The organism is Halobacillus sp. A1, from assembly GCF_024189295.1.
Taxonomy (GTDB): Bacteria; Bacillota; Bacilli; order Bacillales; family Halobacillaceae; genus Halobacillus_A.
The window spans coordinates 196619-222470 of record NZ_JAIZEN010000005.1 but is presented as its reverse complement, the minus strand read 5'-3'; the positions used below and the strand labels follow the sequence as shown (position 1 = coordinate 222470).

The following is a 25852-nucleotide window of genomic DNA, read 5'->3' as shown; positions in this document are numbered from 1 at the left end:
TTTTACGATTTAATCTGCTTCTGCAGCTGGTACAGCTCGTTCATGGCATCCATTGGGGTCATTTCCATTAAGTTTAAGCTGCCTACTCGTTTTTCCACCGGTGAGGTGTTTTTTTGTTGAACAGGTTTTTCCTCTTCAAATAAACTAAGCTGCTGTTGTTCTTTCGCTGCGCTCACTTCCTGACGCCCACTTTCAAGTGTGTTCAGAAGATAAGTTGCGCGTTCAATAAGTTCATTTGGTAATTCAGCAAGTTTGGCTACGTGAATACCATAACTTTCGTCCGCTGCCCCGTCTTGAATTTGGTGAAGGAATATAACGTGACCCTCGTACTCTTCCGCTCGCACATGAATATTTTTAAGACGCACAAGCTCTTCTTCCAGTGTCGTCAGCTCATGGTAGTGAGTAGAGAATAATGTTTTTGCCCGTACATTTTCATGAATGTGCTCTACTATGGCTTGAGCAAGCGCCATGCCATCATATGTGCTTGTGCCACGCCCGATTTCATCTAATAAAATCAGACTGTTTTCTGTTGCATGACTTAATGCATGATTGGCCTCGAGCATTTCTACCATGAATGTGCTCTGACCAGATACTAAGTCGTCAGCAGCTCCGATCCTCGTGAAAATTTGATCGAAAATCGCCAGTGAGGCGGATTCACAAGGGACGAAACTCCCGATTTGAGCCATAATGGATGTAAGAGCCAACTGCCTCATGTACGTACTCTTACCTGACATATTCGGTCCTGTAATCAATAAGATGTCTTTTGACTGATCCATAAATACGTCGTTAGGAACGAAGGACTCGTTTTTCATCACTTGCTCGACGACCGGATGTCGCCCCTGCTTAATATCGATCGTCCGGTTCTCATTGAACTGTGGCCGAACATAGCTTTCTTCATCAGCTAATTGAGCGAATCCCTGCAATACATCAATTCTGCTGATTTGTTCTGCAAGTAATTGCAAGGGGTGCACATACTCCTTCACACGCTCTCTTACCTCAAGAAATAGCTGGTACTCAAGCTCCATGCTTTTGTCCTGAGCTTCTAATATGAGCGATTCTTTTTCTTTAAGCTCCGGAGTAATATAGCGCTCCGCATTTGTAAGCGTCTGCTTTCTTTCGTACCTTCCTTCAGGTAAATGAGCAATGTTCGCTTTCGTCACTTCAATATAATAGCCGAACACACGGTTGTAACCAATTTTCAGCGATTTGATCCCCGTCTGCTTACGTTCCTCAGCTTCCAACTCAGCAATCCATTTCTTTCCGTTTCTTGACGCATCACGATACTCATCCAGTCGGGCGTGATAACCATCACGGATCATACCGCCTTCTTTAATTGTGATCGGCGCATCTTCGTTTAAGCTTTCTTCAAGAAGCAACCTTAAATTCGGCAGGGGATCTATAGACCGGAACAGGTCATCTACAGCAGGGTGTTTAAATTGTTTCAGTGTTTCCATAATCTCTGGTATCGAAGAAAGCGAATGTTTAAGCTGAATTAAATCTCTTGCATTCACGTTCCCATACGCTACTCTTCCGGCAAGCCTTTCTAAGTCATAAACTGAGGATAATTGCTCCCTGATTGTTTCTCTTTCAAAAAAGTGTTCGAGCAGTCCTTCAAGCTGATCGTGTCTCCCTTTAATATCCTCTTTGAGGAGCAGCGGGCGTTCGAGCCATTTTTTTAACGTTCGCGAACCCATGGCTGTGATCGTATGGTCCATTACGGATAACAGACTCCCCTTTTTACCTTGCTTTCTAAGAGTTTCAACCAGCTCTAAATTTCGTTTAGAATACATATCCAATGACATGTATTTCTTAAGTTCGATCGTTTGAACGGGACGGAGATGATCCAGTGATCTCTTTTGCGTATGTTTGATATATTGAAGCAGCCGTCCAAAGCCTTCGATAAACTTATCGGAATGAATCGATTCGACCAACGGATAAAATTGTTCATCAATCTCGGTGTTATTACTATAAGATATCGTAAAACCTAAACGATCCTTAAACATCTGCTGTTTGGCTTCGTCAAACGATTCATCAACCACAACTTCTTTAACAGGCCTGTTGAACAATTCGCTTAAAACAGCGTCAAATCCATCTGTAACGAGAGCGATGCTATTCTCTCCTGTTGTCAAATCGTTATAGCTGACTGTATAGGTCCCGTCTGAAAATTTAGAGACGGAGGCCAAATAATTATTTTCTTTTTCATCTAACATACTGCCTTCCATTACTGTCCCAGGGGTAATCAACTGGACTACCTCGCGCTTCACTACGCCCTTGGCCGTCCTGGGATCCTCTACTTGTTCACAAATCGCTACTTTGAATCCTTTTTCAATCAATTGCTTTATGTAGTTTTCAGCCGAGTGGTAAGGTACTCCGCACATCGGTATGCGGTCTTCTCCACCACCATCGCGGCTCGTCAGAGTGATTTCAAGTTCACGAGAAGCAGAAAGAGCGTCATCAAAGAACATTTCATAAAAATCTCCAAGTCTGAAAAATAGAAAAGCATCTTTCTGTTCCGCTTTTATTTTTAAATATTGCTGCATCATAGGTGTATATTGTGCCATTCTAAAATCCTCCAAAACGAACAAAATTGATGAAACACATACGTTTTCATCAGATAGAGATATTATATCACATTACCCAAGCCTCCTTGAACGAAAGTCAACTATACAAAAGACTCTGTCAAATCTCAGAATTTATATACGTTCCCTTTTCTAAAAGCGAATCGTTCCCTTTCCCTACTCACTCTCATTAATAACTTAGCATCGAATCTTGCAACGACCAGCTATATTTTCAATCATTCATTAGGAAAGATTAACAACACCTAAAAACATAGGGGCACAAAAAAAATGCCCCGCTGAGTCAGCAAGGACATGAGTATTAATCTTTATGATGGCTGCTGCTGCTACTGCTGCTGCTTGGAAGAAAATCTGTTTCGATACCTGAAAAGTCATCGGATGATAATTCATAATCGAAATCTTCGTGACTATTACAACCGTCTGGATCCACTCGGACACACAACTTTGTTTCACCAATCACATCGACAACAAATTCTCGTTCCACTTCCACGATAATTTTTTGACCTTGAGCTGCAATTTTACACTCCAGACAGTTCGGCTGTTGGACTGCTTTGGCAATGACTTCGAAATCATCGCTGATACAATTTTCATCTTTTACAATTAACGGGACATGGTCACAGTAATTCACACGTTCTGTAACAACCTCTGTCTTCGTATTATCATTATACGAATACCATACGTTGATGTCGTAGCTGCCAGAAACCTCTACATGTTCGCCCTTTTTCTTTGCATTGTAGATATGATTAATGACCCAGCAACCCAGTATACTCGTCGGCCGATGTGAAGGACTGATTGTGTTCGTGGCTTCAACGAATTTTTTTCCTTTTCCACAAACCGCCTTCGTAATAATTTCTCTGTATTCTCGTTCGAAAAATGACATAGGAAACACTCCTCCTTATTCTACCACTCATCCTATGCGGAATTGGGCAAATGGTGAACAATATTCTCGATGGCTTCAGGACGTTTGTATTCCATTCTATGCATCAGCCTATGAAATTGTACAAAAAAAATCCGGCAGATAATTTCTTGTCTGCCGGATTCCTCTATTTAACGGCTGCAAGAGCCATTACTTTTTTTAGTTCCCGTCTCTCCGCTGAGGACATCTCCGCCTGTTGAGCGGATAACTTCATTGGTGACTTCACGAGAAATCGTGCTGGAAACCATTTGTAAAATATCATTAATTACCATCTGGGTATCTTTGAATTCAGCCACAATCGGAATTTCATCTAATTCATCCTGAAGACGATCGATTTCCTTTTCAATTTTCTGCAGCGCTTCGGTTTTTCCGTAGGCCTGAAAATTGACGGCTTGTTTTTGTAAAGCTTTAATTTTTTTAATGTGAGACTGTACTTTCTGGTTCTCGTTGAGTTTCGATTCGATTTGTTTAAAGCGATCGATCTCTTCAATGTCCGCCATCATTTTTGCCAGCTTATGAGCTTCATCAACGACTTGCTTTCTTGTGTATTGAGCCATCTTATTTCACCTCTGCCGTTTCTTCGACCATGACTCCGTTAAGAGACCAGGTTTTCGCTTCGTTTATTTTTACTTTTACAATGCTGCCGATAGAAGAACGCGGTCCAGTAAAATTGACCATTTTGTTCCGTTTCGTATAACCGGCGAGAACTTCTTTATTTTTTTTACTTTCACCTTCGACTAACACTTCAACGATTTCACCTTCATACTCTTTCATGGAATCGGCCGCCTGTTGATTAACGAGCTTATTCAAACGCTGCAGACGTTCTTTTTTCACATCCATGTCGACGTTATCCGTCATCCGGGCTGCAGGAGTTCCTTCACGAGGAGAGTAGATGAACGTATAAGCCGCTTCAAACCCTACTTCTTCTACTAACGACAGCGTATCCTCGAATTGTTCTTCCGTTTCATTCGGGAAACCTACAATGATATCTGTAGTGAGGGTCGCTCCCGGCATAGCCGTGCGAATTTTTTCTACGAGCTTCAAATATTCTTCACGGGAATATTTACGCCCCATGATTTTCAGGATATCCGAGTTGCCGGATTGAACAGGAAGGTGAATATGATCAAGCATATTTCCACCTTTCGCCAACACTTCAATCAAACGATCATCGAAATCACGTGGGTGAGAAGTTGTAAAGCGGACACGAGGAATGTCGATATCTCTTAGTTCATCCATCAAGTCGCCCAATCCATAACCAATATCCAAATCTTTACCATAAGCATTTACATTCTGACCGAGTAAAGTAATTTCTTTGTAGCCTTGAGCAGCTAAGTGGCGAACCTCTTGAATAATATCTTCCGGCAGGCGGCTTCTTTCTTTCCCTCGAGTATAAGGGACGATACAGTACGTGCAGAACTTATCACAGCCGTACATGATGTTTACCCAGCCTTTGATTTTTCCTTTTCGAGATCTCGGAAGGTTTTCTATGATGTCGCCTTCTTTGGACCATACATCGATGACCATTTCTTTATTGAACATCGATTCCTTCACAAGCTGTGGAAGACGATGGATATTATGCGTACCGAAAATCAAATCGATGAATGGGTGTTTTTTAAGGATCCGGTTGACTACGGATTCTTCCTGTGACATACATCCGCACACACCAATAATGAGGTCTGGATTCTCAAGCTTCAAAGGCTTTAAGTGTCCGATTTCGCCAAACACTTTATTTTCCGCATTTTCTCGGATCGCACACGTGTTTAATAATATGATATCTGCTTCTTTCGTATCGTTGGTTGATTCATAGCCCATGTCTTCAAATATGCCTGCCATGACTTCTGTATCATGTTCATTCATTTGGCAACCATACGTACGAATCATGTATTTACGGCCTACTCCGACCCCATCCATATCTTCAGGGATTCTAAAGTCGTAATGGACCTTCACTTCTTCTTTTCTCCGCCTCTGAGCCTTCCTGAGAGATGGAGGCTGATATGTCGTTTCAAAATATTTCATGAAATCTTCGCTGCTTTTTTCCTTTATTCTGTTCAGGTTATCCTGGTCGGATTTTACGTCCGATGGCTCTCCCTGTCGAATTTGGGACATTTCTTTACGCTGTTGTTCGTTCATTGTAATCTCCTTTCAAGCAGAGCTTTCTAACTGTCTTATTATATCAATATTCTGGTCATTTTTTAAGGGAAATGCAGAAATTGTCATGATTCCCTCTTCATTCTAACTAAAAAAAGAGAGCCGCATTCACTGCAGCTTTCTTTTTTAAATAATTCCTAAGTTTTTACCGACTTTTTCAAAAGCTTTCAAAGCTTCCTGAAGCTCTTCTTTAGAGTGCTCAGCGGTCACTATTGTACGGATTCTGCCCTTCCCTTTTTGTACGGTCGGGAAAACGATTCCTTGAGCGAATACGCCTTCCTCGAATAATTCATCTGAGAATTTATGAGTGAGGGCATCGTCGCCGATCATGACAGGAGTAATAGGGGTTTCACTAATACCAATATCAAAGCCTAGCGATTCTAGTTCTTTCTTGAAAAATTTCGTATTATCCCATAATTTATCAATGAGCTCTGGTTCATTTAACAGAACGTCAATTGCCGCATCATTTGCAGCTGTCACTGCCGGGGGATGAGAGGTGCTGAATAAGAACGGTCGCCCTTTATGGATTAAATATTCCCTTAATGTCTTCGTACTCGCTGCGTAGCCGCCAAGGACGCCTATAGCTTTACTTAGCGTACCTACTTGAATATGAACTCTGCCATCCAAACCGAAATGGTTAACGGTCCCTCGTCCATTATCACCTAACACTCCACTGGCATGGGCATCATCCACCATGACTAATGCATCGTATTTCTCACAAAGCTCTACAATTTCTGGCAGTGGTGCAATATTACCGTCCATAGAGAATACACCATCGGTCACAACAAGCCGCGTACGGTAATCGGAACTTTCTTTTAGAGCCTGTTCTAAAGATTCCATATCCACATGCTTGTAAATTTTTCTTCCAGCTTTCGTTAATCGGATCCCGTCGATGATGGAAGCATGGTTCAATTCATCGGAAATCACTACGTCTTTATCCGTTAAAATAGAAGACAAGATTCCCTGATTAGTCGTAAAGCCCGATTGGAAAACAAGTGCCGCCTCGGTATGTTTGAATTTGGCTAACTTTTCTTCAAAATCCTCATGCATTTTCAACGTACCCGCGATCGTGCGTACGGAGCCAGTACCGACACCATATTCTTTATTTGCGATGTCAGCCGCTTCCTTCATCTTTGGGTGGGACGTTAAACCTAAGTAATTGTTAGAAGATAGCTGGATCACTTCCTTACCTTTTATCGTCACTTTGGAGCCTTGTGCCGATTGAAGTGGAATTAGATTTCTGAACGTACCTTCTTCTTTCATTTCATCTAATTGATCTTGTAAATATTCAAATCCTCTCATGGAAATCCTCCTTTAAATTCTTACGGATGTAATACTACTTTACCGCATTTTCCTTCATTCATTAATTGAAAGCCTTTTTCAAATTCTTCGAGCTTAAAATGGTGGGTAATGATCGGTGACACATCAACCTGCCCTGAGTCAAGCAAACGAGATACCTGCTGCCAGGTTTCATACATTTTTCGTCCCGTTATACCCTGAACTGTAATTCCTTTAAATACTATATCGTTTGTAACATCCAAGGTGACCGGATGAACAGGCAGGCTTAGAATTGAAACTCTGCCTCCATTTGTAATCATCTTGAAGCCCTGGTCCATTGCTATAGGATGACCGCTCATTTCGCACACGACATCTACCCCATGGCCGCCGGTGAGTTTTCTCGCTTCTTCTACAGGGTTAAGCTCCCCAGCGTTAATCGTTGAGGTAGCCCCCATTTCTGCAGCGAGGTTCAAACGATATGAATTCAAATCCAAGGCTATGACCTGCGAAGCTCCGGCAGCTTTTGCCACTCCAACCGCCATGAGCCCGATCGGGCCGCAACCTATGACAGCCACGGATTTGCCAGCCACATCGCCGTTTAAAACTGTATGGACAGCATTACCCATCGGCTCCTGAACGGAAGCGATATCCTCAGGCATATTTTCAGGATTCCTCCATAGATTAGCTGCTGGAAGCGCCACATATTCAGCAAAACAACCCTGTGTGTCTACACCTATAATTTTTGTGTTTTCACAAATATGGTATTGTCCTGTTAAACATTGTGGGCAGCTCCCGCAAATAAGGTGAGTCTCCGCACTCACGTAGTCACCCTGTTTGAAATGGGTGACTTTTTTTCCTGTTTCCACGATTTCACCAGAAAATTCATGCCCGAACACATAAGGCGGATGCACTCGGCTCGCGGACCATTCGTCCCAATTATATATATGTACATCCGTCCCGCATATGGATGTGGCTTTTACTTTGATCAACACTTCATCGTCTTTCACATCAGGAATAGGAACTACCTGCAGCTGGGCACCCTCTCCTCGATGATGTTTAACGATAGCTTTCATTTTTCCGTTCACAGTGAACACCTCAACTTTAATAACATACTGAAAATCCATGTTTAATAATATCTTATCATGATATATTTTATGCGCAAGTTTAGTTGTCCACTGTATATAAACAATTGAACATAAATAATGCCGCATCCTTATCATATAAGAATACGGCAGACTTCATTCTTTATTAAAAATTTTTCAACGAGGTTCAATAATCAGCTTAATCGCTGTACGCTCCTCCTCATCGATCATAATATCTGTGAAGGCGGGTATACAGATCAGGTCAATTCCACTGGGCGCTACAAACCCTCTAGCAATCGCTACAGCTTTAACAGCCTGGTTAAGTGCACCTGCTCCAATGGCCTGCATTTCGGCCGATCCTCTTTCTCTTACAACGTTTGCCAAGGCTCCTGCTACTGAATTAGGTACGGATTTAGCTGATACTTTTAATACTTCCATTACTAGCTCCTCCTTCATTCACTATAGTTGTTCCATAACCACTATATTCTTGGAGTTGTAGAATATTCCCTTTTCATTATGAAGGAACTTTTCGCAAAATTCAAATAATCACTCGAAGAACGGTCGATCATCATTGATTTGAATTCGCTTTACGCTAGTTGCTTGTCCAGATTGATCATCAATATCTACTAAAAATCCGCTTAGTTGAGTCCGCCCTTCTTTCGGGACCTCAAACCTTACCGGAAGATTGGTTAAAAAGCGTTTCATAACGGCTTCACGCTCCATACCTAAAATCCCGTCATATGGACCTGTCATTCCAACATCCGAGATGTAGGCTGTCCCTTTTGGTAATATCCGCTCATCTGCAGTTTGAATGTGAGTATGAGTGCCTACATTCACACTCACTCGTCCATCCACATACCAGCCCATCGCCTGCTTCTCGCTCGTCGCTTCCGCATGGAAATCCAAGAAAATAACCGGAGTTCTTCTTTTAGCTTCCTCAATTAATTCATCAATTTTTCGGAAGGGATCATCATTTGGGGAGAGAAAAGTGCGGCCTTGTAAATTGATGACAGCAATTTCAGCTTTCGGGGTTTTAACAAATGTCAAACCTTTTCCTGGAGTACCTTCTGGAAAATTAGCCGGGCGTACGAGGTAATCAGCATGATCGATAAAATCGAAAATTTCTTTTTTGTCCCAAGCATGGTTGCCTAAAGTAACTGCTTGAGCACCCTGCTCTAAAAATTTGCGGTAGATTTTTTCTGTTATTCCTTTACCTGCAGCCGCATTTTCTCCATTAATGATCGTTACGGAAGGCTGAAATTTGCTCTTTAGCTTTGGTAAATATTCAGTTACCATATCTCTGCCTGGTGAACCTACGACATCTCCTATAAATAATACTCTCATTTGTGTGTCTCCTTTAATATGGGATGAAACGAAAATGAAGCGGCCATTTAAGACCGCTTCAATTTATTTCGCGTATTCCACTGAACGTGTTTCTCGTATAACTGTCACTTTTATATGACCCGGGTAGTCAAGTTCATCTTCTATTCGATTACGAATATCCCGAGCTAAACTGGTAGCTGACAGATCGTCAATTTCATCAGGGCGTACCATGATTCTCACTTCACGTCCTGCTTGAATAGCGAAAGATTTTTCTACGCCTTCATAAGACTCAGATATCTCCTCTAGCTTCTCTAAACGTTTGATATAATTCTCTAACGTTTCACTTCGGGCGCCAGGGCGGGCTGCTGATAACGCGTCCGCTGCAGCGACAAGGACAGCAATAACAGAAGTCGGCTCTTCATCACCGTGGTGGGAAGCGATCGAGTTGATCACAACCTCATGTTCTTTGTATTTGGTAGCAAGTTCTTTACCAATTTCTACGTGACTTCCTTCAACTTCATGATCGATGGCTTTTCCAATATCATGAAGCAACCCTGCTCGTCGTGCCAGATTTTCATCTTCACCGAGCTCAGCCGCAAGCAAGCCAGATAGATAAGCTACTTCGGTTGAATGTTTCAAGACGTTCTGCCCATAGCTCGTACGATATTTCAATCGACCTAGAATCTTAACAAGGTCAGGATGTAAGCTGTGGACTCCTACTTCAAATGTCGTCTCTTCACCGACTTCCCGAATATAATCATCGACTTCTCTTCTAGACTTATCGACCATTTCTTCGATTCTAGCCGGGTGGATGCGGCCATCCTGAACGAGTTTTTCTAAAGCCATACGAGCTGTTTCTCTACGAATGGGATCGAATCCTGACAGGATAACAGCCTCTGGGGTATCATCAATAATTAGATCAATACCAGTTAATGTTTCTAACGTACGGATATTTCTTCCTTCACGACCGATAATGCGGCCTTTCATTTCATCGTTCGGCAAGTTCACTACTGAAACTGTTGTTTCAGCTACGTGGTCTGCCGCACAACGCTGAAGGGCAAGTGAAAGAATACTTTTTGCTTTTTTATCCGCTTCTTCCTTGGCGCGATTCTCAGCTTCTTTGATCCTTAAGGCTGATTCGTGAGAAACCTCTTGTTCCACCCGTTCAAGTATAACTTGTTTAGCCTGGTCAGCAGTTAAGCCCGAGATGCGTTCAAGTTCAGCTTGTTGCTCTTGAAGCATAGCTTTCACTTTGCTTTCCATTTCTTCAATTTGTTGTTGTCTTTCGGCAAGAGTCTCCTCTTTCTTTTCGAGTGATAAATCACGTTGGTCGAGTGTTCCACTCTTACGATCAAGATTCTCTTCTTTCTGTGTTAAGCGATTTTCGGTCTTCTGCAGCTCCATGCGGCGCTCTCGAATATCATTCTCTGCTTCCTGCCGGAATTTCTGATTTTCATCTTTCGCTTCTAACAGAGCTTCCTTTTTAGCAGACTCTGCATTTCGACGACCTTCCTCGACTATTTGTTTCGCAAGGTCTTCAGCACTTGATATCTTTGCTTCCGCAATAGATTTCCGAATAAGGTAACCAACAACAGAACCGATGATAAGGGCAAGCAAAATGAAGATGATGGATAACATATCCATAGTTTCACCTCCTCTTGCTATAAACTTGGTCCGCTTGTCGGCATGTACAAACGATTCATTTTCAGTTTCATTACATTGAAATAAAAAAGGTATAAATATGAAAATGATACACATTCATTTTATGCTTGAAGTGTGCTAATGTCAAGGAACCATCAGAGTCTTCAGAGCCTGAGAAAGAAAATTCTGAAAAATACGTCCATTGCGCAATGCAAAAAAACAGCAGCCTGTTCATAAATTCTTTTAAGAATTATAGAAAAGGCCCCTGTTCTTTAAAAAATGAGTACGATTAAACGTCTAAGGATTCCTGGCTTTCTTCCTTAGATTGTTTATCAGCCGGAGCTTCATCCATACCATGGTGCGTACGAACCAATCCTTTGATTTCATCGTATACTTCTTTGTTCTCTTTCAGGTATTGCTTAGCGTTTTCACGCCCTTGTCCCATACGGTCATTATTGTAAGAGTACCATGAGCCGCTTTTTTGGACGTAATCAAGATCGGAAGCAATATCAAGAAGCTCTCCTTCTTTAGAAATTCCTTCGCCATACATAATATCCACTTCCGCTTGTTTAAATGGAGGGGCCACTTTGTTTTTCACAACTTTCAGCCTTGTTTTGTTCCCTACCATTTCGTTCCCTTGTTTCAATGTTTCAGCACGGCGTACTTCTAAACGGACAGATGAATAGAATTTCAGCGCACGACCGCCAGGAGTAGTTTCCGGGCTTCCGAACATTACGCCGACTTTTTCACGGATCTGGTTAATGAAGATTGCTGTTGTTTTTGATTTACTTATGGCTCCAGAAAGTTTTCTCAAGGCCTGGGACATCAAACGAGCTTGCAAACCAACGTGAGCGTCACCCATTTCCCCTTCGATCTCTGCTTTAGGTACAAGAGCAGCTACAGAATCGATGACTACCATATCTACGGCACCTGAACGCACAAGTGCTTCAGCGATTTCAAGAGCCTGCTCTCCCGTATCAGGTTGTGATAACAGAAGCTCTTCAATATTTACTCCAAGTGCACGGGCATATGTTGGATCAAGTGCATGCTCTGCGTCGATGAATGCTGCAGTGCCACCCTTGCTCTGCGCTTCAGCGATAGCATGTAACGCTACTGTTGTTTTACCTGATGATTCTGGTCCATATATTTCAACGATCCTTCCGCGCGGATATCCACCCACTCCTAGTGCTACGTCAAGGGCGAGCGATCCACTTGAGACCGTACTTATCCTTTGTCCTTCGTTTTCTCCAAGTTTCATTATAGAACCTTTACCGAATTGTTTTTCAATTTGTCTTAATGCCATATCTAACGCTTGCTTACGATCACTCATAATATTCCCCTTTCAAAAATTACTAATCTAATCATAACTTGTTTTTGATGATTTGCCAACTAAAAAGCGAATAAATGTTCCCGTTTTCTTATGAGACCTATTATAATAAGAAATGAAGAATCGCCTCTTAAAAAAATCAAAAATCTCCTATAAAAGGAGATCATTTTTGTAATTTTAGTTTATGGAAAAGAAGTTCATACGCTTTGATCACCGCGCGGCTCCGTATCTTATCCCGGCTCCCATCGAAATGGCAACGGTGGACATCAGGTGCTTTCCCGCCTATTTTCACCCCGATAAATACGAGACCTGGTTCATGGTCTTCACTTTGACTAGGTCCTGCTACACCTGTAAAGCTGACCGCTATATCTACATTTAACAGGGATTGTGCCTGCGCTGCCATAGAAGCTGCACATTCTTCACTCACTGTTCCATATTGTTCGATTACATGTGCAGGAACTTTGATGATCGATTGTTTAGCAGCAGGCGTATAGGCTACCAATCCACCTTCACATACGGCAGAGGCTCCCTCTAGTTGAATCATACGCTCGATGAATTTTCCGCCGGTGAGACTTTCTGCCGAACCCAGCTTCGCACCGCCTTGAACGAGCAGATCTTGCACGGCTTCCTCTATCGTAATCGTATCACTGCCAAAGTAATATTCCCCTACACGTTCGAGAATAGTATGTTTCATAGAAGCGATTTTCACCTCGGCATCAGTTCCTGACGCTGTGACTCTTATCGCCACGTCTCCTTCTCCTGCTAATGGTGCGATCGTCGGGTTTGATTGATTGGAAATCAAATCTGACAGCTCGCTTTCCAAAGTAGATTCACCGATACCGATAAACCGGAGCATTTCGGATTTGATTTCAGTTTCTAAATGGTACTTCTTTATTAAATAAGGAAAAACATGAGCGGCCATCAAATATTTCATTTCAGACGGCACACCAGGAAGAAATACAAATGTCGTGGCGTTATACTGAACGATTTGCCCTGGCGCCATTCCTTCATTATTTTCTAAAACTTCAGCATTTTCAAGCACAAGTGCTTGTTTGCGGTTATTACTTGTCATCGTTTTATTGTTTTTAATGTAGTATCCTTCAACCTTTTCCATTGTAGCTCTGTCTTCTACCAACTTTTGACCAAAAAGATGACTGGCTGCATCTCTAGTCATATCATCTTCTGTCGGTCCTAGTCCCCCTGTGACCAGAACTACGTCTGATCTACTGCTCGCTTGATCGAACGCAGCAACCACTCGATCGAAATTATCCCCGACTACACTGTGAAAGTAAACGGAGGCGCCATAATGTGCTAACTCCTTAGAAATCCACTGGGCATTCGAATTTGCAATTTGTCCTAATAAAAGCTCTGTTCCTACAGCGATAATTTCTGTTCTCATTTTGAATCTCTCATCACGTGCCAGTTTTTCGCGAAATAATCATAACCAGAGTAAACAGTTATAATTAAAGCTGCATATAAGCTGATGAGCCCTAATGGAAAATCAAGATAGGCGAAAGGCCAGTTATGAAGCAGCAATAAAGAAACAGCGATAATTTGAATCCACGTTTTCAATTTACCCATTTGACTTGCCGCTAACACGCTTCCGTCACCTGCTGCTACTAAACGAAGACCAGTTACTGCAAATTCTCTGCTGATTATCAGAATGACAATCCATGCGGGGGCAAGACCAATCTCAACTAGTAGAATCAGCGCTGCGCTGACGAGCAGCTTATCGGCTAAAGGATCGAGAAACTTACCGAGGTTTGTTACCAGGTTGTACTTTCTGGCTACATATCCGTCAATCCAATCTGTCGTAGAAGCAATGATAAATAATAGCGCGCCAGCTAAGTGAGCGACAGGGAGTTCCCTATCCCCCATTTGAATTTCTCCCCAGTTAAAAGGGACGCTCATCAATATAATAAATACGGGTATCAACAATATTCTGGAAATCGTTATCTTATTAGGTAAATTCATCTTTTCATTACACTCCTTAGGCTCCATGTAGAAAGCTGCCCTTACGGAATAAGGAAGTATCCCTTCCTTGCCCCATGAAAGGACAGCTTCACTTTTTCCATTTATTCAAATTGGATAAGCAGCTTCTGGGTCAGATTATCGGTTGGGAACTCGATTTCTTCTCCATTCACCATCACCGTCATGCCAGGGGCAGAACCTGTACGAACATACACTTCAGTATAATCACTTATATCCATGTTGATTTCTTCATCATCCTGGGAATAGTTTCTTGCATCCGCAAGGCTCTCCCCGTCTTTAGGTGCATTTAATTCTAAATAAGTTTCTGCATTAAATTCAATTGTTAACTCTCTTTCTTCAGCTCCCGACACATTATACACATGCTCAGGAAATTGTCCTGCACCTGTTTCTTCTAAAGAAAATTCCAACTCTTGATCTTGATTATCTTCTGTTTCAATTTCTTCTGCAACTTCTTCAGAACTGTTTTCTTCATCCGCTTCCTCTTCTGATGAATCCTCTTCTCCGCCTGACGAACTATTTTCTTCGTCCTGACTCTGATCGTCTTCCACGGAAGGGTCCGTTACGTTTACTTGATCTTGACTCATTTCGTCATCATTTGCGCTATTGTTGGAATTGGACAACTGCAAGATGAAAAACCATACGGCAAATAATAATCCTACAACTAAGAAAACGGTCAAAATGGTAGGGAAAGATTTGGCGAATCCCCCGCCGCTTGAAGGGTTTTTTTCACTTTTTGACTGTTGCACCCGGCTGTAGGTGATCACTTGTTCTTCTTCATTAGACGGAAGTTCACTTTTATGTTCCTCCATTACTTGCTCAGGATCTAATCCTACAGCAGAAGCATACTCTCTAATGAAAGCTCGGGTGTAAAACTTTCCAGGTAGTGTACCAAATTCGTTGTTTTCAATGGCTTGTAAATACCTTTTTTGGATTTTTGTAGTATTTTGCACCTCTTCAAGGGTCAACTTCTTCGATTCCCTGGCTTCCCTTAATTTTGAGCCTATCTCCATTTGTAACACCATCCAATTATTTAAAAATCAAACATTGAAAACCCGTCCGTTGTCTTCGCCTCTTTCTCTACAGGTTCATAAGTGATTTCCTCGTCCTCATTGTTCCTTAATTCAATGATATAATCGAAATCGCTCATTTTATATTCCGTTTCCTGCACGAAAATATCCGGGTGCTCAATCACCTTTGTTGCTGGAAGACGCATAATTTCACGCACTAATTGCCAATGCTGCTCACTGGCTCTTTTTGCTGAAACGACGCCGTCAATGATGTACAAGTTATCTTCGTTGTATTCTTCATCAATCAGTTGATTGCGGACGGTTTGTTTAAGTAAAGTACTGGAAACGAACAGCCACCTTTTGTTAGCACAAACACTTGAAGCTACTACAGATTCCGTCTTACCTACACGGGGCATCCCGCGTATCCCAATTAACTTATGCCCCTTTTTCATAAACAATTCTGCCATGAAATCAACGAGCAATCCTAAATCTTCACGATTGAACCGGAACGTTTTCTTATCGTCTATATCCCTATGTATGTAACGACCATGCCTCACAGCTAATCGATCTCGTAGTTTAGGCTTACGTAATTTCGTTATTTTAATCGTATCCATCGTGTTTAAGATGGAGCGAAGCCTGACAATTTGATCTTCATCCTGGCAAAGAAGCAGCATCCCACGGTGTGAGTCTTCCACACCGTTGATCGTGACGATATTAATCGCCATCATCCCAAGCAAAGATGAAATATCACCAAGAAGACCCGGACGGTTATACTGTATTTCATACTCTAAATACCATTCTTTTTTTTCCATGGTACAACTCCTTAGGAAAATGTCGAAATTTGTAATAAAATTAACCTTGCATAGTCTCTTCATATATCATAAATGATTTTTTATGAATAAGAAAGGCTGGATACGGATTTAGTAAAAAAACCGCACAGGGAATGTACCTGTACGGTTTTTTCACAAATTATGATTGTGTTCCTTCGTTCTGAACGAGTTTCACCATCATATTAGCAATCGCGTGCTGTTCCTGTTGGTCAGCCACATTCCAAAGTTCACGCAATACAGCTTCTTGATCGTTCTGAGCTTCAACTTCTGTAGCCAGATACCCACCAATTTCGTAAGCCAATTCTGAAACCGCTTGCTGATCCATTCCCTGGCCTTCCGCCTGGTGCAAACGGTCACCAAGAAAATCTTTCCAAGACTCAAAGTTATTAAGTACAGACATGACGTCTACCTCCTCAAGATGATGTTTCACCATTAGTATGAGATGAGGTGACAAAAATTATGCACATAATCTTTTTAATACCAACCCCCATTAATTTTAAGCACATGGCCTGTAATATAACTCGACTGTTCCTGAAGTAGATACTTGATGCCTTCCGCTACTTCTCCACATTCCCCGGCTCTGCCTAAAGGGATGTCTTGGAAAATGGCCATTGTCTCATCCTTCGTGAACGATTGGTTCATCTTAGTTGCTATGAATCCAGGGGTCACGGCATTCACTCTTATTTTGCTTGGAGCCAGTTCTTTAGCTAAAGCTTTCACAAAACTGATCTGCGCCCCTTTGACTGAGCTGTAAACCACTTCGGTACTTGCACCTTCTTCCCCCCAAACGGAAGATACGACGACAATATTCCCTTGTTTTCTTTGAACCATATGCGGAATCAGTTTTTTTGTTATCATCCATAATGATTTCAAGTGAATATGATAGTACTCATCCATTTCCAGAGGTGTGACATCCTGCATTAATTTGACTGAATGATTACCTGGAGTAAAAACAAGCATATCCCATTCATCAGGAATTTCTTCTAGAAAGAATTCTATACCTTCATTTGTAGAAAGATCTCCGAAATAGGAACTAATCCATCTGTCTTTTGGGATAAGCCCCTCCAATTCCTTCGCTTTTTCATAATTCGAATGATAATGAACAGCTACATTAATTCCTGCTTCTGCGATTTTTAAAGCTGTGGCTGCTCCAATATCACTGCTTCCGCCAATGATCAAACATCGTTTTGTCATTGCTCTTGTGGTTTCACTTGGAAAACGGAAATTCTATCGTCCTTGATCCAATGCTCTACATATTGGTCCGCGTCTTCTGCCGACAGCGATTCAATTACTGGTAGGACATCGAATAAATCTACACCTAACGTATGGTAATGAGTAAATTGGTTAGCTATGAACTCAAGAGAATTCAAAGCTCTCATGAATTGACCAATTTTCTTCCTCTTCATTCTCGTGAAATCTTCTTCTGAAATTTTCTTTTCTTTAATGGAATGAAGCATTTCCTTCAATCTGGCAGCCAGTTCATCAGGCTTTCTTGAATCGCCGCCGAGAATTGTAAATCCAAACTGTCTGTCAAGCTCCGTTTCAAACTGAAAGCTGTCGTCGATCAAATCAGCTTGATATAACTCATCATAAAACTCCCCGCTTCTCGAGAAATAAAAATCAAGGATCATACCTGAAATCAACTCTGCGCGCAGAAGTTCCTCACCATTTAAAGAAGAAACATCTTCTTTAACACCCACCATGGCTTTGGCTGTCGTTACAGGCATTGTAATAGAACCTTCCGCCTTCGCCACAGATTTGGGCTCGTCTGGATAAGAGCGTTCTATTTCGGGTATTTCTTTAAAGTCTTTATTGTCCTGGTTCGTCCTTATTTGCTCCATCATTTCCTCAGGGTTGAAATTTCCTGCCACAAATAAAACCATGTTAGACGGATGATAAAACGTTTCATAACAAGTATAAAGGTCATCTTTAGTAATCTCTTGAATGGAGTCTACAGTTCCAGCGATATCGACTTTAACTGGATGTTTTTCATACAGACTTTGTATCGTTCCGAAAAACGCTCTCCAATCAGGCTGATCATCATACATTTTAATCTCTTGAGCTATAATACCTTTTTCCTTGTCCACCGATTCTTTTGAGAAATAAGGATCCTGCACAAAATCGAGAAGTGTTTCTACATTTTTTTCAATCTGACTCGTTGCGGAAAATAAGTAGGCAGTCTTCGTAAAAGAAGTGAAAGCGTTCGCTGAAGCCCCAAGCTTCGTAAAATCCTGAAAGACGTCACGATCTTCTTTTTCGAACAATTTATGCTCAAGAAAATGAGCAATCCCTTCCGGAACGGTAACTTTTTCATTTTTTCCTATCGGAGTAAACGTTTGATCGATGGAACCGTAATTGGTCGTAAAAATACCATATGTTTTTGCAAGCTCTGGCTTCGATAGAAGAAATACTTGTAACCCATTATCCATTTTTTCTCGGAAAACCGATTCATTCAATTGTTCATATACTAATTCTTCCATTATTATTCCCCTCCCTCTTGACTTGTTAAGAAGTAAATCGTATCTAATTGTATTTTTTCAGCTACTTTTATAATGTCTTCTTTTTTCACATTACGTATATTCTCGATAAGCTCTTCAGCAGGTATGTCCTTACCTGATAGAGTCTGGTGATATAAAACTTCGATTAGCCCATTCGCATTGTCCATCGTTTCTTGAAGCTGATTGATGACTTGTTCCTTAGAATCTTCCACTTGATCGTCAGTGAAATCCCCTGACTCCATCGCTTTCATTTGTTCTAAAATAATTGATTTCGCCTGATCGTAATCTTTTGGATCCACACCGCTGAACACGAGCAACAACCCTTTATGGCTTTCGAATCTAGAAGCCGCATAGTAAGCTAGGCTATGCTTCTCACGGACATTCATGAACAGCTTAGAACTTGGAAACCCTCCATATATACCATTGAAGACTTGTAGTGCATAATAATCAGGGTCACCGAATTTAATGTTTGTCCGGTACCCTATGTGAAGCTTCCCTTGATTCACGTCATCTTCTTCGACAATTTCCTTTGCTTCTATTGAACCGGTAAGCTCGGAATGCTTATGGTCATCTGCATTTTCACTTGAATCTCTAGTGAAATATTGGTCAGCCAGTTTTTCGATTTCAGTTTGGTCCACGTCTCCACTAATGTATACGTCCAACAAATCACGATTAATCATCGCTTGATAATACTCATATAAAGTTTGGGCAGTGATCTGCTCAAAATCTTCCAAGTATCCATGCACATGAAGCGCGTACGGCTCGTCTTTGCACATGTGATCGATCAGCCTCATATTAGCATAGCTCATCTTGTCATCTTTAATGGATTTGATTTTCTGCTCTAATGTCTGCTTTTCGCGGGCAACGATCGATTCATCAAACGCACCGTTTTCAACTTTAGGATCGAACAGCACATCACTGAAGATTTGTAACGCGTTCTCCAGGATAGGCTCCTGGTTTTTCAAGTACACTTCGTTAACAACTTCCATCCGAAAAGAAAGCACGTGGTTTTCACCTTTTTTCGATCCATCACTGGAAAATCCGGTGCCGTATAAGTTCTCGAGTGCCGACTGGAGAGTTCTTACATTAGGAAGCTGCTGTGTTGCTTTTTGTAAAACAGAAGGCAGCAGGGCACGTTCTGTAATTCCTTCTCGTTTCATTGGAGCTTTCAGCTTTGCAACAATGGATATGGTCTTATATTTTTTACTAGGTAAAATATGTAATCGGTATCCTTTTTTCTCAACTACTGTTTCTTTAGAAATCTTCATGGTCATCCTCCTCATTTTTTCATATCTATTATGCACACTTCTGTTTTTATTCATGCCTTCTCTCCTAATTAATATGCTAAGGGAAAGCGGTAAAAAAGTAAAAAATAAAAGCCCGGCAGCTAGGCACGGGCTTTATTTGAATTATCGACTACCCTTCACATAAGCCTCTCCTAGAGATTTAGGAGCTTCCGCCCGGCCGATGAATCCAGCCAAAGCAAGGATAGTCAATACGTACGGAGCAATCAATAGAAACACTTGTGGTACATCAGCCAGAAGAGGAATCCCTGAACCGACTACACTCAAGCTTTGAGCAAATCCGAAGAATATCGCAGCGCCCATAGCTCCAAGTGGATGCCATTTGCCGAAAATAACTGCCGCAAGTGCCATGAAGCCTTGACCAACAATCGTCGACTGAGAAAAGTTCATAGCAATAGTTAAAGCGAAAACCGCACCGCCAAGACCTCCTAGAGCACCCGACATCATGACGGCGACGTATCTCATTCCATACACATTGATACCATTCGTATCAGCTGCCATCGGGTGTTCACCGACAGACCTTAAACGGAGACCGAACGACGTCTTGAATAACACGAACCAGACGACAAACGCCAGGATGATAGCTAAATAGGACGTTGTATACATTCTTGAAAAAAACATCGGTCCTATTATTGGGATATCACTTAATAACCAAACATCACTCGTATAAAAAGGTCGGCTTACCATATCTGTCTGACCTTTGTCATACCACTGCTTCGTCAAAAAGACTCCGATTCCTAAAGCCAGGAAGTTGATGGCCACTCCACTGACGACCTGATCCGCTCTAAGTGTTACGGAAGCCACAGCGTGAGTCAATGCAAATACTGCTGAAACGACCATGGCAGCGAGTATCGAAACCCACGGCGTCCAGGAACCGAGCACATCAGCAAAAGTTAAATTGAATACAATCCCTACAAATGCTCCCATCACCATTAATCCTTCAAGACCGATATTAATTACACCAGAGCGTTCGCTTAATACTCCGCCAAGAGCTGTAAAGATTAAAGGAGCTGCAAAAAATAGCGCCTGGGGGATAATAGACTGTAATATATCAAATAGATTCATTTATTTCCCCTCCTTTTTAAAGCGCAGGATGAACCAGCGAATCATGTAACTTGAAGCGACGAAGAAAATAATTAGAGCAATAACAATTTCTACAAGCTCCGTAGGCACTCCAGCTACTGTCGGCATGTTGAGAGCCCCTATTTTTAGAATTCCGAATAAGAAAGCTGCTAACACTACACCTAGAGCTGCATTAGCTCCCAATAAAGCGACAGCAATACCTTCGAATCCTATATTAGTAAAACCGGATTTAGAAGCCAGATATCCATAAGTCCCCAATCCTTCCATAGCACCCGCGAGTCCTGCAAAAGCTCCAGAAATCATCATGGCAAGGATGATGTTTTTACTCACGCTCATCCCAGCATAATTGGAAGCGAAAGGATTATAACCTACGGATCGAAGCTCAAAACCACGTGAGGTCTTATTTAGAATAAACCACATAACTAAAGCCATAAACAATGCAATTAATATTCCATAATGCATTCGGGAATAAAAAGTCATTTCAGCCAGCCAAGTTGAAGCCAGGGAAGCCGAATCAGCTATGTTTTCTGTCTGATCTTCTCCATCAGTAATCACGTGTCGAACAATAGCATTTGTCGTGTAAAGAGCAATGTAGTTCATCATAATTGTTACAATAACTTCATGAACCCCAAGTTTAGCTTTTAAAATACCGGGTATAAAACCCCAGAATGCACCAGCTGCAGCGGCTGCAATGATGGCTAAAGGCAGGTGGATGGCCATTGGCAGGTCGAAAGCGACACCTACCCATACTGAAGCAAGCCATCCGACAAATACTTGACCTTCCACGCCAATATTCAATAGTCCTGTCCGCAAAGCGAAGGCTACTGCTAAACCTGAAAGAATATAAGGGGTGACCATTCGAATGGTCTCTCCAAAAAAGTAGCTGTCCCCAAATGCCCCTTCCCATAATGCCCCATAACCGGCAATGGGATTATAACCAAAAATAAGCATAATGACCGCTCCGGAAAGCAACCCGAGAATCACCGATATAATTGGGATCAATATATTAATCATTCGGTTTGTAAACACTATTCTGCACCCGCCTTCTCAGTTGAATTACCAGCCATCAGCAAGCCTAATTCCTGTTCATTCGTCTCTTCAGGTTTCACTTCTGCAATGATCTGTCCATCAAACATGACGGCTATTCGATCGCTCAAGTTTAATATTTCATCCAATTCAAAGGAAAGCAGCAAAACAGCTCTTCCTTTATCTCTTTCTTCGATCAACTTGCGATGAATGAATTCGATCGCTCCGACATCTAAGCCGCGGGTAGGCTGTGCGGCAACGATCAAGTCAGGCGAACGATCTATTTCCCTGCCGATGATTGCTTTCTGCTGATTACCACCAGACAAAGCACGAGCTTTCGTCATTTCACTTGGGGTACGCACATCATATTCTTTAATAAGACTCTTAGCTTTTTCATAGACATTTTTGAAGCTCATGACTCCTTTATTAGAAAACGGCTTCTGATAATAGGTTTGTAAAACCATATTGTCCCCGATTGGAAAGTCCAGAACGAGCCCGTATTTGTGACGATCCTGAGGAATATGAGAAATTCCCGACTGCGTCACTTTTCTCGTAGAAAGGTTGGATATTACCTTATTGTGAAGGGAGACGGTGCCGGACTCTGTTTTTCTAAGACCAGTAATAGCCTCGATAAGTTCTGACTGACCATTTCCGTCTATTCCGGCGATTCCGACGATCTCCCCGGCTCTTACTTCAAGGTTTAATCCTTTCACCATATTGACGTTTCTGAAGTCTTTTACATAGAGATCTTTGACCGATAGATACGTATCCTGTGGTGTTGAAGGCTGCTTTTCTGTTGTAAAGCTGACTTCACGGCCTACCATAAGTGAAGCAAGTTCGTTAGGGTTCGTTTCATTTACTTTTACCGTGCCTATCCCTTCGCCTTTCCGTATGACGGTACAGCGGTCACAGACTTCCATAATTTCTTTAAGTTTGTGCGTAATGAGAATGATGGATTTTCCTTCTTTGACTAAGCTCTTCATAATGACGATCAGTTCTTTTATTTCCTGTGGGGTCAGCACAGCCGTCGGCTCATCAAAGATTAGGATATCCGCACCTCGATAAAGAGTCTTCAATATTTCTACTCTTTGCTGCATGCCCACCGAAATGTCTCTGATCTTAGCTTTAGGATCGACATTTAAACCGTATTTTTTAGATAACTCAGCTACTTCTTTTTCTGCTTTCCGTATATCAACTGATAAACCTTTACGAGGCTCACTGCCAAGTACAATATTTTCGGTAACCGTAAACGTGTCTACTAACATAAAGTGCTGGTGGACCATTCCGATACCCAGGCGATTTGCCACATTAGGATCGTTGATCTTCACTTTCTCGCCTCGAACTTTTATTTCACCTTTTTCCGGCTGATAAAGGCCAAATAAAACGTTCATGAGAGTGGATTTTCCCGCTCCGTTTTCACCTAATAACGCATGAATTTCTCCCTTTTGAACTTGGAGAGTAATATTGTTATTGGCCACGATACCCGGGAATTCTTTTCGAATATTCAACATTTCAATAATATAATCCATTTTCCCACCCGCCCCTTTTACTATCATCTTTTTCTCTTGCATTTGTCGTAAAAAATCATCAAATGAAGAGGTCCGGAATACTTCTCTTCATTTGATGATTTTCATAAAACTATAGGGTTAGCCAAACTAACCCTATAGAGCATGATTTTCTTATAGAGAGCTTTCGTACTCTTCTAATTCTTCATCAGTACTAGGCACTGTAATATCACCATTAGAGATCTGTTCTTTCCAAGATTCGATCTCTGAAAGAATATCTTCGGTCATCGCATCTTCATTCGTTTGCGCAATGCTGATAGCATCATCTTCAAGACCATATTCCACTACTTCTCCACCAGGGAAGTCGCCTTCCATCGTTTGTGTAGCAATTTCGTTTACAGCTACATCTACACGTTTAACCATTGAAGTTAGTGTTACGTTGTCATCCCCAATAGCGCCTTCTTCATGCTGATCACGGTCAACACCGATGACCCAGACTTGCTCATCTGGATTGTTCTGCTTAATATCTTTAGCTTGAGCAAACACACCGTTACCAGTTGCACCTGAAGCATGATAAATGACGTCAATGTCATTGTTATACATGTCGGAAGCAATCAGCTTTCCTTTATCAGCTGCAGCAAAGCTTTCCGCATATTGAATATCAATTTCAATATCTGGGTTAATTGATTTAGCGCCAGCCACATAACCTGATTCAAACTTTCTGATTAAACTTCCGTCTTCTCCTCCGACGAAACCGATTTTGTCAGTTTCAGTTTTTAGAGCAGCAGCCACACCAGCTAAGAAAGAACCTTCTTGTTCTTTGAAAGTGATGCTTACGATATTTTCAACTTCAGAAACGGAATCAACTAGACCGAAGTTTGTGTCCGGGTTTTGTTCAGCCACTTCTTCCAGAGCTGGCTGCAGTAAGTATCCGATACCATAAATAAGATCATAATCTTGACGCACAAGACGGCTTATGTTTGTAGTGTAGTCACCTTCACTGTCCGACTGGGCGTAGTCATAACCTTCGCCTTCTTCAAGACCGTTTTCTTCCCCAAAGGCTTGTAAGCCTTCCCATGAAGACTGGTTGAAAGATTTGTCATCGACTCCGCCTACGTCTGTGACCATGGCTACAGAAAAGTCTTCAGACGATTCTTCTCCATCTTCACTAGACCCTTCACTATCGCCACCATCTCCACTTGACTCCCCATCATCCGAAGATCCGCAAGCAGCGAGCACAAAACCGATTGACAACAATAAAGCTAACATTAATAGAAAACGACGATTTTTCAAAAACAACTCCCCCTAAATTTGTTAATATTAAAAAAATTCAAAAATCTAAAATTTTTTAGACTTCTAACAGCCAAACTCACCTCCTTAAAATTCAAGAAAAAATTTAAACTCTTTTTCTTAAAACATGAAAGCTAAACTTGTCCGCACGAAAATAATTAGAAGATAAAAGCACAGGTTCATCTTCTTTTGTATAATGCATTTGTTTAAGTAATAGTAAAGCCTGGTCTGGCTCGCAATTTAAAATGGGGGAAATTCTTTCGTGATAACCAATGGGTTCAATGTCTGTTACTGCATAACTGATAGATTTGCCTGTGTATCTTTCTAATATACCAAACAATGAATCTGCTTCTCGTACTTGGTCTAGGGGAATAAGTCCATCTGGAATTCGGTCCTTACAATAAACTACTGGCTGCTGGTCTGCAGTTCTTACGCGTTCGACTTTAGCAAGTTTATGTAAGGAGACTGGGGAAAATCGGTTTCTTTCATCTTCTGTGGGTTCTATAAGTTCGGCCGATAAATATTGTGAGCCGGGAGTCATCCCTGATTTACTAATCATCCCTGTCACACTATCTAATTCTTCGATACCTGAAGTAAACACTGGTTTAGGGTTTACAAATGTCCCTACACCGTGTCTTCTTGTCACTATGCTTTCCTCTTCTAAAATTCTTAATGCTTCTCTTAAAGTAGCTCTTGAGACTCCTAAAGATTTAGAAAGCTGAAATTCTGAAGGAAGTTTTTCTTTTTCTAAGTATAACCCTTTTTCTATATCATGTTTAATTTGCTCGATCACTTGAAGGTACAAGTGACGAGTATCTTGTCTGATCGACATAACCTTCACTCCAAGTCTATTTGCCTATAGGTAAGAGATCTGACATCTGACGTTTGACACATCATATTCGAGAATAATATAACACTTATCTACAAATAAATAAATAGAATTAGGACATATTTATCTAAAATAGTTCATGTTTTTATTAAGTTGGAATATTCCTATTATTAAAATAATGTAAAAAAACTGGCGCT

General features: G+C 41.5%; 23 protein-coding genes. All 23 read right to left on the bottom strand.

The window, feature by feature from the left end:
* Positions 1-2: 2 nt before the first annotated feature.
* On the bottom strand, positions 3-2561 hold the full coding sequence (gene mutS / locus LF817_RS07910) for a DNA mismatch repair protein MutS (RefSeq protein WP_253935251.1): 2559 nt from the start codon (positions 2559-2561) through the stop codon (positions 3-5).
* Positions 2562-2877: 316 nt separating this feature from the next.
* Positions 2878-3456 (bottom strand): outer spore coat protein CotE, encoded by a 579-nt coding sequence (locus tag LF817_RS07905; RefSeq protein WP_253935250.1) that lies wholly within the window; start codon positions 3454-3456, stop codon positions 2878-2880.
* A 167-nt stretch (positions 3457-3623) separates the two neighbouring features.
* Positions 3624-4049: a YlbF/YmcA family competence regulator gene (locus LF817_RS07900; RefSeq protein WP_253935249.1), complete on the bottom strand. Its 426-nt coding sequence runs from the start codon at positions 4047-4049 to the stop codon at positions 3624-3626.
* A 1-nt stretch (position 4050) separates the two neighbouring features.
* Positions 4051-5622: a tRNA (N6-isopentenyl adenosine(37)-C2)-methylthiotransferase MiaB gene (gene miaB, locus LF817_RS07895; protein WP_253935248.1), complete on the bottom strand. Its 1572-nt coding sequence runs from the start codon at positions 5620-5622 to the stop codon at positions 4051-4053.
* Between the two features lie 144 nt (positions 5623-5766).
* On the bottom strand, positions 5767-6942 hold the full coding sequence (locus LF817_RS07890) for a glycine C-acetyltransferase (protein ID WP_253935247.1): 1176 nt from the start codon (positions 6940-6942) through the stop codon (positions 5767-5769).
* 20 nt (positions 6943-6962) lie between these two features.
* Positions 6963-8003, bottom strand: a complete 1041-nt coding sequence (gene tdh / locus LF817_RS07885) for an L-threonine 3-dehydrogenase (RefSeq protein ID WP_253935291.1) — start codon at positions 8001-8003, stop codon at positions 6963-6965.
* A 174-nt stretch (positions 8004-8177) separates the two neighbouring features.
* Positions 8178-8438, bottom strand: a complete 261-nt coding sequence (locus LF817_RS07880) for a stage V sporulation protein S (protein ID WP_253935246.1) — start codon at positions 8436-8438, stop codon at positions 8178-8180.
* 108 nt (positions 8439-8546) lie between these two features.
* Positions 8547-9344 (bottom strand): TIGR00282 family metallophosphoesterase, encoded by a 798-nt coding sequence (locus LF817_RS07875; RefSeq protein WP_253935245.1) that lies wholly within the window; start codon positions 9342-9344, stop codon positions 8547-8549.
* Positions 9345-9407: 63 nt separating this feature from the next.
* A complete protein-coding gene (gene rny / locus LF817_RS07870) occupies positions 9408-10967 on the bottom strand; it encodes a ribonuclease Y (protein WP_253935244.1) in 1560 nt (519 codons plus the stop codon).
* Positions 10968-11253: 286 nt separating this feature from the next.
* On the bottom strand, positions 11254-12294 hold the full coding sequence (gene recA, locus LF817_RS07865) for a recombinase RecA (RefSeq protein WP_253935243.1): 1041 nt from the start codon (positions 12292-12294) through the stop codon (positions 11254-11256).
* Positions 12295-12454: 160 nt separating this feature from the next.
* Complete coding sequence (locus LF817_RS07860; protein ID WP_253935242.1) at positions 12455-13690, bottom strand: competence/damage-inducible protein A; 1236 nt, start codon at positions 13688-13690, stop codon at positions 12455-12457.
* On the bottom strand, positions 13687-14265 hold the full coding sequence (gene pgsA / locus LF817_RS07855; RefSeq protein WP_253935241.1) for a CDP-diacylglycerol--glycerol-3-phosphate 3-phosphatidyltransferase: 579 nt from the start codon (positions 14263-14265) through the stop codon (positions 13687-13689). The genes LF817_RS07860 and pgsA overlap by 4 nt, the downstream gene beginning before the upstream one ends.
* Before the next feature lie 101 nt (positions 14266-14366).
* The gene (locus LF817_RS07850; protein WP_253935240.1) at positions 14367-15293 is read right to left on the bottom strand and encodes a helix-turn-helix domain-containing protein; all 927 of its coding nucleotides are present in this window, start codon (positions 15291-15293) and stop codon (positions 14367-14369) included.
* A 20-nt stretch (positions 15294-15313) separates the two neighbouring features.
* Positions 15314-16102: a DUF3388 domain-containing protein gene (locus LF817_RS07845; RefSeq protein WP_253935239.1), complete on the bottom strand. Its 789-nt coding sequence runs from the start codon at positions 16100-16102 to the stop codon at positions 15314-15316.
* 157 nt (positions 16103-16259) lie between these two features.
* Positions 16260-16520: a DUF3243 domain-containing protein gene (locus LF817_RS07840; RefSeq protein ID WP_253935238.1), complete on the bottom strand. Its 261-nt coding sequence runs from the start codon at positions 16518-16520 to the stop codon at positions 16260-16262.
* A gap of 74 nt (positions 16521-16594) precedes the next feature.
* The gene (ymfI, locus tag LF817_RS07835; RefSeq protein ID WP_253935237.1) at positions 16595-17314 is read right to left on the bottom strand and encodes an elongation factor P 5-aminopentanone reductase; all 720 of its coding nucleotides are present in this window, start codon (positions 17312-17314) and stop codon (positions 16595-16597) included.
* Positions 17311-18600: an EF-P 5-aminopentanol modification-associated protein YfmH gene (yfmH, locus tag LF817_RS07830; RefSeq protein WP_253935236.1), complete on the bottom strand. Its 1290-nt coding sequence runs from the start codon at positions 18598-18600 to the stop codon at positions 17311-17313. Before yfmH ends, ymfI begins: the two co-directional genes overlap by 4 nt.
* Positions 18601-18602: 2 nt before the next feature.
* Positions 18603-19886: an EF-P 5-aminopentanol modification-associated protein YfmF gene (gene yfmF / locus LF817_RS07825; RefSeq protein ID WP_253935235.1), complete on the bottom strand. Its 1284-nt coding sequence runs from the start codon at positions 19884-19886 to the stop codon at positions 18603-18605.
* A 141-nt stretch (positions 19887-20027) separates the two neighbouring features.
* The gene (locus LF817_RS07820) at positions 20028-20987 is read right to left on the bottom strand and encodes an ABC transporter permease (protein WP_253935234.1); all 960 of its coding nucleotides are present in this window, start codon (positions 20985-20987) and stop codon (positions 20028-20030) included.
* Positions 20988-22034 (bottom strand): ABC transporter permease, encoded by a 1047-nt coding sequence (locus tag LF817_RS07815; protein ID WP_371925011.1) that lies wholly within the window; start codon positions 22032-22034, stop codon positions 20988-20990.
* The gene (locus LF817_RS07810) at positions 22034-23560 is read right to left on the bottom strand and encodes an ABC transporter ATP-binding protein (protein WP_253935233.1); all 1527 of its coding nucleotides are present in this window, start codon (positions 23558-23560) and stop codon (positions 22034-22036) included. The genes LF817_RS07815 and LF817_RS07810 overlap by 1 nt, the downstream gene beginning before the upstream one ends.
* A gap of 150 nt (positions 23561-23710) precedes the next feature.
* A complete protein-coding gene (locus tag LF817_RS07805; protein ID WP_253935232.1) occupies positions 23711-24829 on the bottom strand; it encodes a BMP family lipoprotein in 1119 nt (372 codons plus the stop codon).
* Positions 24830-24932: 103 nt separating this feature from the next.
* Positions 24933-25658: a GntR family transcriptional regulator gene (locus LF817_RS07800; protein WP_253935231.1), complete on the bottom strand. Its 726-nt coding sequence runs from the start codon at positions 25656-25658 to the stop codon at positions 24933-24935.
* Positions 25659-25852 lie beyond the last annotated feature (194 nt).